Consider the following 12,885-nt stretch of genomic DNA (forward strand, 5'->3'; position numbering starts at 1 on the left):
TTGGTTTTATTGTTTTTTGGAAACCCGAACAGCATTTAGAATACTTGCTGCGAGCCCTCCCCAGATAATGACCATTCCAACAATCATCATAAAGATTGCGCTACCACCCATATTAGCTTACCTCCTTATACTTTTGCTGTTCTGCTTTCGCATCCCATTTCTTTAGGCTGAATAGAATCCCAACGAGAAGAGCGAAACCAGCGACAGCCCAGCCGCTATAAAGGATAAAGCTGTTTGAGTAACCTTCATAGTTTCCAGTAGGCGTATCAAATTGACGAAGAAGATTCGTTTTAAACAGATCAAACATCATGTAGCCAAGTACTAACGGTGTAATGACGCCAAGACAAGCTTTCCACCAGTACTTTAAGGAAATGTCTGAAATCCCGTTCGCATGTGATTCAAGCGTGTTAAGCTCACGAAGTACCCACGCAACAACGACAACTTCCACAAGTCCTACAAATGCAATTCCGAACTGGTTAATAAAGTAGTCCGCCGCATCAAGGAAGAACAACCCACCCTGTGTCGCAAATAGAATCGAGATAATGGAAGAAATTCCTCCACCTATCAGAACCGCTTTTGTACGAGAAATACCAAACTTTTCAGAAACCCCTGCAACGTACGTTTCGGAAATCGAAATGAGTGAAGACAATCCAGCAAGAACAAGTGATGCAAAGAAAAGGAATCCAAACAAACCGTTCAATGCTGGGAACTCATTAATAATTTGTGGGAAGACAACGAAAGCTAGTCCGACTCCACCGCTCACGACTTCACCAACGCTTAGTCCTTGCTGTTGTGCCATAAAACCTAGTGCAGAGAATACACCAATACCAGCAAGAAGTTCAAATGCCGAGTTACCGAAACCAGTAATAAAGGCGTTATTTGTAATATCTGATTTCTTAGGTAAGTAACTAGAATAAGTAATCATAATAGCAAAAGCAATCGATAAACTGAAGAAGATTTGTCCATATGCAGCTACCCAAACACTACCAGATGTAATACTATCAAAATTAGGTGTGAAGAAAGCATTTAGCCCTTCAGCAGCACCAGGAAGCGTCACTGCTCGGATGACAATAATTAAGAAAAGAACAATTAAAGTAGGAATAAAAATCTTGTTTGCACGCTCAATTCCTTTTTTAACACCAGCAAGAAGAACGCCTAGTGTGATGATCCATACCACGATTAACGGAAGAAATACGCCTGGTACGATACTACCTGTTTGTCCAGGATCAACCGTCAATTTCAAGTAGTCGTTAAAAAGGAACGCTTCTGTATCTGAACCCCAGCTCTGGTTAAAAGCAAAATAGCTATACGAGATCGCCCACGCAATAATAACGGCGTAGTAAGTCGAGATAACAAAGGCAACAATTACGCCCCACCAACCAAGCCACTCCATCTTTTTATTCATTCTAAAGAATGATAGCGGCGCTGACCCTCGGAACTTATGACCCATTGTAAATTCAAGAATTAAGATTGGGATTCCAGCTGTTAGTAATGCAAATAAATAAGGTATAAAAAATGCCCCACCGCCATTGTCATAAGCAACGGCCGGAAATCTCCATATGTTTCCTAGACCTATTGCAGATCCAACTGCGGCTAAAATAAATCCAGCCCTCGTTCCCCATTGCGCACGATTTTCCAATTGAATTACCCCCTTGAACAAATTAAACCCTTTTCACCATAAGCCCCCTTCCAGAAAAAGGTTAAGACTTTTAAGTAAATTCAGATTATTTTGTTTATAGTATATCTAGTACGTATGACCTTGTCAAAACAAACTTTTTTCTTTTTTGGTACGAATCGTTCAATTTCTCAAATAAATCTCCCTAATTTTGTGGAAAAACATAAAAAAAACAGGAGGGTCACCTCCTGTTTCATGATTATTCTGCCACTTCAACCGGTCTGTTGGCATATTTTGCTTTGAGCATAAAAATGAGAATTCCAAAGAAAATAGCTGTTACCACCACTCCAATAATCGCACTACCGGTAAATCCTAAAACAAGGTAGCCAAGTAGTGAAATTCCTGCTACAAGTAAAGCGTATGGCAGCTGTGTCATCACATGATCGATATGATGGCTTCCCGCTCCTGTAGAGGATAGGATGGTTGTATCTGAGATTGGAGAGCAGTGATCTCCGAATACTGCGCCAGCAAGAACCGCTGCAAGAACTGGTAGCATATACGTAGGATCCGTTGCAGCAGCGATCTCTCCCGCGATTGGAAGCATGATACCAAACGTCCCCCATGAGGTACCTGTTGCAAAAGCCATCACGCCAGCAAGCAAGAATAAGATAGCAGGCAAGAAGCCAATCATAATGTGGTCATTAACGAGACCCGCAAGATACTTTCCTGTCCCTAGACTTCCGATAATTTCAATAAGCGTCCATGCAAAGAAAAGAATGTATACGGCAGGTAGCATTGATTTAATGCCTTCCCATATCCCTTTGCCAAGAACCGCTCCACCCATTCGTTTCGTAAAGAAAAAGATAAGTGATGTGGCGAGTCCGATTAATCCACCATACAAAAGAGAAGCGGCAACATCTGTGTTTTCAAAAACCGACAAAGCGGTTACCGCGGTATCTGTCCCGCTAACTGCCTGGATACCGGTAATAATCATAAACGTCACAGTTCCTGCAATCAGCATAATGATTGGCCATGCAAGATCCGCTACTTTCCCTTTTTCACTTTCAGGTAGACCCGTTGTTTGTCCAGGAACAGCGCCTTGATTCGGATCAAGAACTTCTCCTGTCTTCTGTGCGCGGTCCTCGTGAACTTTCATGGCTTTTAGATTAATATCAAAGTAACTAACAAAGAATACCATCGCTAGCGCAAAGAGGGCATATAAATTCATTGGAATCATTCTGATAAATGCTTCTAACGCCCCGACGCCTGTAATGCTATGAGTGGCTAAGACACCACCGATCAGTGCGATAATATAAGCACCCCAACTTGAAATTGGGGAAATAATACACATTGGTGCTGCAGTTGAGTCAATAATGTAAGCGAGCTTTGCACGTGAAACCTTATGCCTGTCCGTTATCGGGCGACTTACGTTACCAACAGCGAGCGAATTAAAGTAATCATCAATAAAGATAATAATACCAAAGATAGCTGTTATCACTTGTGCGCCTACTCGTGTTTTAACGCGTTTCATCGCCCATTCTCCGAAGGCACGGCTTCCACCAGAGATTGAAATAAAGGCAGTCATCATTCCTAATAATAGTAAAAAGAAAATAATGTACATATTCCACGTATTTAAACCGCCGTTTTCAGCATCAATAAAGATTCCTTTTACAATTGTATAAATTTCTTTCAGTGATCCTGTTACACTCCAATTGTTGATCATTAGTGCACCAAGAATAATTCCCACTCCGAGAGAAGGAAGCACTTTCCTTGTCACCACTACCATCAGCAAGGCGATGAGTGGTGGAATAATGGATAAAATTGAATTCTCCATGAATATCCTCCTAATAAATGATTGATCATCATAATCGGAATGGACGCCAACCCTCAGCTTTCTCGTCGTATTTGAACGCAAAAAAGCGAGCAATGATAGGATTGGTCCTATCATTGCTCGCTTCACCGAGTCAATGTTAAGTGTCCACCCCGATCAGTAGTTCTCCATTATAAGTAAGACTTATAATGACAGTTCGACACTTATTCAATGCCGCCCCAACATAAATAATATGACCGTTATTTATGCTTCGGCAGATCTCCCTTTCGATGCTGATCATTGGTGTCATTCTCCCAACACGTACTCATGAGGATCTGCTCCTCTACCTCATCGTATAAGATAAGGAACAATATTAAGTTCAGTTTTAAAGTATACCTTACTTTGGGTGTTTCTGCAATTGTAGATTATTCCATGTCATCAATTTGAATCGATGGAGTCGGCAAGCCACCTTCTGAGCCATTGTTATAGAAATTTGGTACTTCTCCTGGAATAATCGTTAACAATACGGGGATATCCGTTGTCACAACATCCGAATCTGTCGCAAATGGAATAACAATTTTCACTTTCACTTCAATATGAACTCGAATATCTACAGAAATATTGTTAATACCAACCGGTTCAATTGTACTTTTATAATCAGATTTCACTTCGCCGATCGCAGTAAACCGCACAGGAACTTTTGGTCCCATATTGGCGAGTAGCGTGTTATCAAACGCTTGACCAATTGGAATATAATGAATGATCCCATTGTCTAGTGATGTTTGATCATCCACTTCAAGTTCAACGCCATTTTGTTCCGCCCAATAATCTAATGTTCCATCTTCCACACTTTTTAAAAATCGTTGCACTTTTTCAGTTGATTGGGCGAGTACCTGAGTAACAGCTCTTTGATTGATTTGAACTCGCACAAGCTTTCCTTCATTGTCTGTTACTTCTTTTATTAACGAATCTTGATAATTATCTACTTCTTCAGCCATTTTCTGATTAATGGCTTCGTTAATGGCGATCGTTGCGATCCGATTCGTCTCTGTCCGGGCTATTTCAATTAGGGTAGGCTTTATCCCTTTTTCAACGATCCACAGTCCCTGGACAGTCATGAAAATGAACAGGAGGAAGGAGATGACAAATACATAACGAAAGGGAAGCGGCCCCTTTCTAAAGAATTTTCTACGAGTTCGAAACAACATGAACCCTCCCTTCTCTTCTTCATGTATATGCCATGAAGGAGAGAAGTATGGACAATTTCTCCAGAATGCCGTTTCCCTAGTGAAACAATTTTTAAGAAAAGAAAAAAAGCCGAAGCAAGTAGCTATGGCTTTTTCACATCATCTTTAACATGGCATCTCTACCCTTTGTGCCAACCTTAATGCCTCTCGCTTCTGCTTCAAGCGTAACAGATTCAAGCGGTGCATCAAGGAGCTGCTCAATGGATCTTACGCCTACAGCTCTTCCTGCAATAATTTTACGGTCACTTAACTTCTCATTAAGTAGGCCTACATCCAATGCGCCGCACATGATATAGCCATTGTCATTCATAACCGCTAGAAAATTGGTTTTTGGAAGCTGCATACTAACTGCTGTAAATGGATGACCATCAATCATGATTGGTCTCATTGTGATCACGTCATTCCCGCCTCCTGACTTGAATGAATATCACTATATTTATATGAGACCAACAGCATGTTTGACAATCAAACATACAAAGTTTTACTGCCTATTCTCAAGCCGCCAGGCAAGAAGATCACGAAGCATTTCAGGAAGATAATACTTCTTCTTTGCATGCTTCATCTGTGGATAAAACTTTCCAAACGTGAACATATCAGCTGTTGCCACAGCATACTCTTCATCCGCGACGAGCGAATGACCATTATGGAGGACGTCTGTGACATGACGAAGTCCATCTTCCATTTCTACAGACGTTACTTCAATGCCATCAAAAGCCATAATCCCCATCACTTCGCCCCTAAACCCTAGCCCTTTAAAACTTAAATTGACGATTTCATCCGACATCGCGTGGGAAATGATTTCACGTAACTCGCTTCCTCTTAAAATCACTTTACACGGATTAACTGGATGAGGACAAATGCGATGAAGATCTTCACGGGAGACACGTCCTTCAGGTAATCCATCAAGAAGCATACCTGCATTAATCATCCCAATATCTGCAGCACACCATTCTCGAAGGGCAGCGGCTAATTCATCCGCCAAAACAGACCGTTGAAACCACTCTGATTCTAGCGGCTGCTCAAGACGACAGACCACTTCTTCTAGCATCGAATGGGCATCCATGCTCAATTGGTCAATCATTTCTCTTGTACCCTCGTCTTGTTTGCGATTTCTAACGGAAATCGCATAAGCTTCTTTTTCACTTACTTGTTTCGTTTCCGTATCAAAACAAATGGTCACTTCTCCAACATAATTTCCATTTTTCCCTGCCTGTGTAATGAGCGTATCCTCTATAAGCATGCCATGTTTCAACACATGATGCGTATGAGCACCAATAATAAGGTCAATGCCTTTCATTTCTCTTGCCATCTGCTCATCATTGCCCAGTCCCATATGAGACATCAACACCACTATATCTGATTGTTGACGAACTTCATCGATCATCGACTGTAGAAAATCATAGGGTGATTCAATTTTCCAACCTAAGAGCGAATAGAATTGCTCATACGGAATCGTGATGCCAATAATTCCGACTTTCACTCCATTTAGCTCATGAATCTTGTAAGGGACTGCCCATGACGGCCTCGAGTCATCCTGGTGATAAAGATTCGCCACAATGATCTCAAATCTTGCCTCTGTATAAAGCGCCTCAAGCTCTTTTTTGGAAAACGTGATTCCTTCATTATTGCCAATTGTAGCGTAATCGTATTGGAGGTCATTCAATAATTGTACGTTTCCTTTTCCAACCGTTCCTTCCGTCATCGGATGAACCTTGTCCGAGTGATCACCTAAATCAAGAAGAAGGTAAGGTGTCCCTTGAAGCTCATGCATCCGCTTCTTCTCTTTTAGATAAGATGAGACTCTGGACCAATTTTCAAAATGACTGTGAAGATCATTCGTATAATATATTTGTAAAGTTCTTGAAGTCAAGACACTCTTCCTTTCTTACCCCATCGTTCCCTGCCAGATTAACCGGACGCCGACAATAATTAACATCCATCGTAAAATAATCACAATTGTTTTGTCCGAAAGCTTCTGGTTAATAAATGAACCGCACTTTGCTCCAATCCAGGCACCTGGGATTAATCCCAGTAATAAAAACCACTGAATGTGACCAAGTGCTAGATGCGTCAGGGTCCCTGTTATACTTGAAAGAAAAATCATAAACATCGAGGTCGCCACTGCTACTGTTGTTGGAAAGCCAAATAAGAGGATCATTGCGGGCACCATGAGAGAACCGCCGCCTATTCCAAAGAGTCCTGAAATAACGCCAACTACGAACGAAACAAGGACAGCTGCAAGAGCGGAAAAGGTATAGTTGACTTGTACTCCATCAGAATCCGTATATGATCGCGCAAATTGCCCATCTAACTTCATTGGACGTAAACGGTTCCTTACCATTAATAATATGGAGACAAGCACCATAAATAACCCGAAATAAATAGAAAAATAATCAATCTGAATAAATTTATTTAGCCAGGCACCCAAAATCGCGCCAGGACCACTGCCTAAAAAAAAGAGTGCGCCACTTTTATAATCCACGCTTTTCTTTTTCATATAGGCGAGCGTTGAAGAAAGACCAATTGCGACAAGTACGACAATTGAACTTCCTACAATCATTTGTGGTGATAAAGCGGGAAGCCAATCTGTGTACTGATCAACCATAAGAAGGACAGGAACGATAATTATGCCCCCGCCAAGACCAACTAGGCTTCCAATCGTACCAGCTGCAAGACCAATGAAAAATAACAATATCCACATTAGCGTAGCTCCTTACAGATCAAAGAGATCAAGTTGCTTAGAATTTAAATGCGTATACTCAATTCCAAGCATTTGAATCATCCACTTAGCATTATTTGCAGCATGACCACCTGAGTTATTGTTAAATAATACAAACACATCTTTGCATTCTTTCTCTAATTCTTGAATACGTTCTTTCCATTCCAGTAACTCTTCTTCATTATAATCATACAGGTAACGCACTTCTCGCCAGTTGTGACGATTCCCAGGATTTGTCCAACCATTCGTATTTCGACCGTGAAGTCGAACCAGCACTTGACCTTTATGTAGGGTTTCCATCACTAATGGAACCGATCCTTCTCCCGCCTGTGGCTCATCACAAATAGTATGAATAAACCCTTGTTCTTCAATAAATTGAAGCGTCTTGTCCCGAAAGGCCTCATGATACCACGACTGGTGCCGAAATTCGATCGCACATGGAATGTCTCCCATTCGTTCTTTGCAGTCTCTCAAGATGTTCACATTCTCTTTGTTTACATCAAACCAAGGTGGAAATTGAAAAAGCACCATCGCAAGCTTTCCTGCATCTTGAAGGGGACGTAGCGATTCCTTATACGCTTGAAACATTTCATCACGTGAGTCGAAAGGAATATCTCCCCTTTGGTGACCTGTCATACCTTGATATGCTTTTACAACAAAACGAAATTTCTCTGGTGTTTCATCAGCCCATTTTTGAAAGTTTCGAGCCGGTTGCACCGCATAAAAAGATGAATCGACTTCAACCGTAGGAAAGTGCGAACCATAGATCGAAAGTTTTTCATTGCTTTTTACACCTGGTGGATAAAGATCATCATGGTCTCCCCAGCCCGTTACGCCTATGTAAATCATGCAACTCTTCCTCTCATCATTGATTCTCTTTCTTTATTCTCATATCATTACCCGAAAATAGCAAGGGAAAATCCCTTCTACCTTTTTAAGAGAAAGTCGACATGTCCCTTTTAAATTCGCTGTTCTAACAGAAAAAACGAACCGGAAAATCCGGTTCGTTTAAAATGGAAGCTTAACCGATTGAACCTTCCATCTCGAATTTAATGAGACGGTTCATTTCAACCGCATATTCCATAGGAAGTTCTTTCGTAAATGGCTCGATAAAGCCCATTACGATCATTTCAGTTGCTTCTTCTTCAGATACGCCGCGGCTCATCAGATAGAAGAGCTGCTCTTCAGAAACCTTCGATACTTTCGCTTCGTGTTCAAGTGAAATGTTATCGTTTAGGATTTCATTGTAAGGAATTGTATCAGAAGTAGACTCGTTATCCATGATAAGCGTATCACACTCAACGTTTGAGCGAGCACCTTCCGCTTTACGGCCAAAGTGAACGATACCACGGTAAGTTACTTTACCGCCTTGTTTCGAAATCGACTTCGAAACGATTGTAGAAGACGTATTAGGAGCTAAATGAATCATTTTAGCGCCTGCATCCTGGTGCTGACCTTTACCTGCAAGAGCGATTGAAAGCGTCATACCCCGAGCGCCTTCACCCTTTAAGATAACAGCTGGATACTTCATTGTCAGTTTAGATCCGATGTTACCATCGATCCATTCCATCGTTGCATTTTCTTCCGCAACTGCACGCTTCGTCACAAGGTTAAACACGTTGTTAGCCCAGTTCTGAATCGTCGTATATCGGCAGTAGGCATCCTTCTTAACAATAATCTCAACTACAGCACTGTGTAGAGAGTTCGTTGTGTAAACAGGAGCTGTACACCCTTCAACGTAATGCACAGAAGAACCTTCATCAGCGATGATAAGCGTACGCTCAAACTGTCCCATATTCTCAGAGTTAATACGGAAGTATGCTTGTAGTGGTGTATCCACCTTCACACCTTTTGGTACGTAGATGAACGATCCACCTGACCATACAGCCGAGTTAAGAGCAGAGAACTTGTTATCCGTAGGAGGAATTGTTTTTGCAAAGTACTCTCTGAAGATGTCTTCATTTTCTTTAAGAGCCGTATCGGTATCTTTAAAGACAATCCCCATATTCTCAAGGTCTTCTTGCATGTTGTGATACACAACTTCTGATTCATACTGTGCAGAAACACCTGCAAGGTATTTTTGCTCCGCTTCAGGAATACCTAACTTATCAAACGTAGCTTTGATTTCCTCAGGCACTTCATCCCATGAACGTTCAGATTTCTCAGAAGGCTTTACGTAGTACGTAATTTCATCAAAATCAAGATCAGCAAGGTTTCCGCCCCATTGAGGCATCGGCATGCTGTAAAAATGCTCAAGCGATTTCAAGCGGAAATCAAGCATCCACTGAGGTTCATCCTTCATGCGAGAAATTTCTTTTACAATTTCAGGAGTTAACCCGCGCTCTGAGCGGAATATCGAAACGTCTTTATCACTAAAACCATACTGGTATTCGCCAACTTCAGGCATTTTTTTAGCCATTCTATTTCCCTCCTTGACATTACACATGTCAGTGTTTGGCTGTTGTTCTCTTTCCATCATTCTAGTATGAATAAGAATGGATGACAACACCTGGAAGCGGGTTAAGCCTCATCCTGTTCCTTGAAACCCTTCTCCATTGCCTTCCAGGAGAGTGTTGCACATTTGATTCGAGCCGGAAACTTTGAAACACCTTGAAGTGCTTCAATGTCACCAAGATCGAAATCTTCTTCGTCATATTCTTTCCCCTGCATCATATCTGAGAAAATTCCCGAAAGCTTTAAGGCCTGATCGACTTCAAGTCCTTTGACTGACTGTGTCATCATTGAGGCTGATGCCAGGCTTATAGAGCAACCTTCTCCAATAAACTTCGCATCAGAAATCTTCCCATCATCTACTTTCAGCTGTAGCTGAATCGCGTCACCGCATGTAGGGTTATTCATATTTATTTTAAGGTCGCCTTCTTCAAGCTCCCCTTTGTTTCTTGGGTTTTTATAATGATCCATTATGACCTGTCGATACAACTGGTCTAGATTATTAAAAGACATGACCGAAAAACTCCTTTGCTTTTCGTAATCCGGCTACAAACGTATCCACGTCTTCTTCAGTATTGTATAAATAGAAGCTAGCACGCGCAGTAGCCGTTACTTCAAGCCACTTCATTAGCGGCTGAGCACAATGGTGTCCAGCGCGGACAGCGATCCCTTCTGTATCAAGGACGGTTGCCACATCATGTGGGTGTACGTCATCACTATTAAATGTCACGACACCAGCACGATTTTCTGGTCCGTAAATGGAAACACCATCGATTGTTGATAACTGCTCCATAGCATATTTAGCGAGGTGCGACTCGTGTTGCTGGATGTTATCCATCCCAACTTCATTTAAGAAATCAATCGCAGCCCCAAGACCAACCGCGCCTGCAATGATCGGTGTACCACCTTCAAATTTCCAAGGTAGCTCTTTCCATGTCGAATCGTAGAGCCCTACGAAATCAATCATTTCTCCACCAAATTCAAACGGCTCCATGTTTTCAAGAAGCTTTTTCTTTCCATAAAGAACACCGATCCCAGTAGGACCACACATTTTATGACCTGAAAACGCGAAGAAATCGCAGTCGAGATCTTGAACATCAATGGTCATATGAGGTGTGCTTTGCGCTCCATCCACAACCATAACGGCACCATGTTGGTGAGCAATTGCGGCAATTTCCTTAATTGGGTTAATCGTACCAAGTACGTTCGAAACTTGCATAACAGACACGATTTTTGTGTTTGCTGTTACCGTTGCTTCGACGTCCTCAAGTGCAATCGTTCCATCAGGTTGAAGTGGAATGTATTTAAGAGTGGCGCCAGTTGCTTTCACAACCTGTTGCCAAGGAATAATGTTACTGTGATGCTCCATCGGCGTGATGACAACTTCATCACCCTCTTGAAGATTTGCACGTCCATAGCTTGAAGCAACCATATTAAGCGCTGTTGTCGTTCCGCGAGTGAAAATGACTTCTTCCGTTGAAGAGGCATGAATAAATTCACGAACCTTTTCACGTGCGCCTTCATAAGCATCCGTTGCATGTGTTCCAAGCGTATGAACACCACGGTGAACGTTTGAGTTAATTTCCTTGTAGTAACGCTCCACTGCGTCAATGACTTGAGTTGGTTTCTGAGACGTCGCTGCACTATCAAGGTAAACAAGAGGTTTCCCATTTACCTCTTGATGTAAAATGGGAAACTGCTTGCGAATGTCCTGGACATTCATCATTTAATTAACTTTCCCTTCAGTAACCTCTACCGCACGTTTACGAACGCCCTCAATTGGAAGTTCATTAATAACTGGAGCTAGGAAACCGTGGATGATCAAACGTTCAGCTTCTTGACGAGAGATTCCGCGACTTTGCAAGTAATAAAGCTGAACTGGATCAACTTTACCAACGGATGCAGCGTGGCCTGCCATAACATCGTCTTCATCAATAAGAAGAATTGGGTTTGCATCCCCACGCGCTTTCTCATTCATCATAAGAACACGCTGAGTTTGCTCACCGTTTGACTTTTTCGCACCATGTTCAATCTTCGTTACGCCGTTAAAGATGGCGCTCGCACTATCTTTTTGAACACCGTGTACAAGAAGAACACCTTCAGAATTTTGTCCGTGATGGAAGATCTGATTTGTGAAGTTCTGGCTCTGACTTCCGCGACCAATCGTTACTGTCTTAGAATCAGCATAAGAACCATCACCAATAAGGTGTGTTGTATTAGTAGAAACCGTGTTACCATCGTTCATTTGAGCGAGAGCCCAATCAACTTTACCGTCACGCGCTACGTTTGCACGGCGGTTAACGTAAGTTGTCACACCTGTTGCAAGGTTATCTACCGCACCAAACGTGACACGTGCATTTTGACCGACATGAACTTCAGCAATAAGGTTCGCAACTGACTCCACATCGTGACCATATGATAAGTAGTTCTCAACATACGTCACAGAGCTATTGTCCTCTGCTACGATAATCACGTGATTGAATAACCCAGCTTCAGGATCTTCTTGCCAGTATAGTGCTTGAATTGGCACTTCAATTTCAACGTTTCGAGGTACGTACAAGAAAGTACCGCTATTAAGAAGAGCAGCGTGAACGGCAGTTAAGCGATTCTCATCTACTTTCATGACGTCTTTCATGAAGTACTTCTCAACAAGATCACCGTGATTTTGAAGAGCAGTTTGTATATCTGTGAAAATCACACCTTGTTCTTTTAGATCATTTGATAGCTGACTAAAAACAGGTGTTGAATTACGATGCACAAGAAGATTTCCTGACTGTTGATCTTTGGCAACAAGATCGCGTACATCTTCAGGAAGATCATCAAGTGATGAAATCGCTTCTCCAGCAACATCATGTTTAAATGAAGTAAAGTTCCACTTATCGATTTTTGTTTTATCAGGTTTTGGCATCGGAAGGTTCTCTGACTTCTCTAACGCTTTCTGGCGGAGAGCAGTCATCCACTTCGGTTCCTGACACTTTTCTGAATAAGCTTTAATGTATTCTTGATCGAATGCAATTTTCGTATCCACTGACATTGTCATCCT

The 12,885-nt window shown here is 41.9% G+C and carries 12 protein-coding genes and 1 riboswitch; all 12 genes read right to left on the reverse strand.

The genetic code is table 11. The features are described from left to right. Positions 1–6: 6 nt before the first annotated feature. Positions 7–111 carry a methionine/alanine import family NSS transporter small subunit gene (locus PQ511_RS18020; RefSeq protein WP_098444849.1) on the reverse strand — a complete coding sequence of 35 codons (105 nt, stop codon included), beginning with the start codon at positions 109–111 and terminating at the stop codon, positions 7–9. 1 nt (position 112) lies between these two features. Beyond that, on the reverse strand, positions 113–1,639 hold the full coding sequence (locus tag PQ511_RS18025; RefSeq protein ID WP_273853327.1) for a sodium-dependent transporter: 1,527 nt from the start codon (positions 1,637–1,639) through the stop codon (positions 113–115). A 235-nt stretch (positions 1,640–1,874) separates the two neighbouring features. Then, the gene (locus PQ511_RS18030) at positions 1,875–3,449 is read right to left on the reverse strand and encodes a Na+/H+ antiporter NhaC family protein (protein WP_273853328.1); all 1,575 of its coding nucleotides are present in this window, start codon (positions 3,447–3,449) and stop codon (positions 1,875–1,877) included. A gap of 149 nt (positions 3,450–3,598) precedes the next feature. Then, positions 3,599–3,779: riboswitch (Lysine riboswitch) on the reverse strand. 71 nt (positions 3,780–3,850) lie between these two features. Beyond that, on the reverse strand, positions 3,851–4,630 hold the full coding sequence (gene yunB, locus PQ511_RS18035; RefSeq protein ID WP_159784581.1) for a sporulation protein YunB: 780 nt from the start codon (positions 4,628–4,630) through the stop codon (positions 3,851–3,853). A gap of 136 nt (positions 4,631–4,766) precedes the next feature. Beyond that, complete coding sequence (locus tag PQ511_RS18040) at positions 4,767–5,060, reverse strand: YunC family protein (RefSeq protein WP_420541734.1); 294 nt, start codon at positions 5,058–5,060, stop codon at positions 4,767–4,769. A 93-nt stretch (positions 5,061–5,153) separates the two neighbouring features. After that, positions 5,154–6,542: a bifunctional metallophosphatase/5'-nucleotidase gene (locus PQ511_RS18045; RefSeq protein WP_273853330.1), complete on the reverse strand. Its 1,389-nt coding sequence runs from the start codon at positions 6,540–6,542 to the stop codon at positions 5,154–5,156. Between the two features lie 15 nt (positions 6,543–6,557). Next, positions 6,558–7,373 carry a sulfite exporter TauE/SafE family protein gene (locus PQ511_RS18050; protein WP_273853331.1) on the reverse strand — a complete coding sequence of 272 codons (816 nt, stop codon included), beginning with the start codon at positions 7,371–7,373 and terminating at the stop codon, positions 6,558–6,560. 12 nt (positions 7,374–7,385) lie between these two features. Beyond that, the gene (locus tag PQ511_RS18055) at positions 7,386–8,240 is read right to left on the reverse strand and encodes a DUF72 domain-containing protein (protein WP_273853332.1); all 855 of its coding nucleotides are present in this window, start codon (positions 8,238–8,240) and stop codon (positions 7,386–7,388) included. 172 nt (positions 8,241–8,412) lie between these two features. After that, positions 8,413–9,810, reverse strand: a complete 1,398-nt coding sequence (sufB, locus tag PQ511_RS18060; RefSeq protein ID WP_226615089.1) for a Fe-S cluster assembly protein SufB — start codon at positions 9,808–9,810, stop codon at positions 8,413–8,415. A 101-nt stretch (positions 9,811–9,911) separates the two neighbouring features. Next, on the reverse strand, positions 9,912–10,355 hold the full coding sequence (gene sufU / locus PQ511_RS18065; RefSeq protein WP_159784590.1) for a Fe-S cluster assembly sulfur transfer protein SufU: 444 nt from the start codon (positions 10,353–10,355) through the stop codon (positions 9,912–9,914). Beyond that, a complete protein-coding gene (locus PQ511_RS18070; RefSeq protein ID WP_273853394.1) occupies positions 10,345–11,565 on the reverse strand; it encodes a cysteine desulfurase in 1,221 nt (406 codons plus the stop codon). Before PQ511_RS18070 ends, sufU begins: the two co-directional genes overlap by 11 nt. A gap of 3 nt (positions 11,566–11,568) precedes the next feature. Continuing rightward, complete coding sequence (sufD, locus tag PQ511_RS18075) at positions 11,569–12,876, reverse strand: Fe-S cluster assembly protein SufD (protein ID WP_273853333.1); 1,308 nt, start codon at positions 12,874–12,876, stop codon at positions 11,569–11,571. Positions 12,877–12,885 lie beyond the last annotated feature (9 nt).

The organism is Guptibacillus spartinae, from assembly GCF_028610625.1.
GTDB classification, from domain to species: Bacteria; Bacillota; Bacilli; order Bacillales; family Guptibacillaceae; genus Guptibacillus; species Guptibacillus spartinae.

Coding starts and splice junctions, on each gene's coding strand:
- PQ511_RS18020 (WP_098444849.1), bottom strand. CDS start 111: ATGGGTGGTAGCGCAATCTTTATGATGATTGTTGGAATGGTCATTATC.
- PQ511_RS18030 (WP_273853328.1), bottom strand. CDS start 3,449: ATGGAGAATTCAATTTTATCCATTATTCCACCACTCATCGCCTTGCTG.
- PQ511_RS18040 (WP_420541734.1), bottom strand. CDS start 5,060: ATGAGACCAATCATGATTGATGGTCATCCATTTACAGCAGTTAGTATG.
- PQ511_RS18050 (WP_273853331.1), bottom strand. CDS start 7,373: ATGTGGATATTGTTATTTTTCATTGGTCTTGCAGCTGGTACGATTGGA.
- PQ511_RS18055 (WP_273853332.1), bottom strand. CDS start 8,240: ATGATTTACATAGGCGTAACGGGCTGGGGAGACCATGATGATCTTTAT.
- sufB (WP_226615089.1), bottom strand. CDS start 9,810: ATGGCTAAAAAAATGCCTGAAGTTGGCGAATACCAGTATGGTTTTAGT.
- sufU (WP_159784590.1), bottom strand. CDS start 10,355: ATGTCTTTTAATAATCTAGACCAGTTGTATCGACAGGTCATAATGGAT.
- PQ511_RS18070 (WP_273853394.1), bottom strand. CDS start 11,565: ATGAATGTCCAGGACATTCGCAAGCAGTTTCCCATTTTACATCAAGAG.
- sufD (WP_273853333.1), bottom strand. CDS start 12,876: ATGTCAGTGGATACGAAAATTGCATTCGATCAAGAATACATTAAAGCT.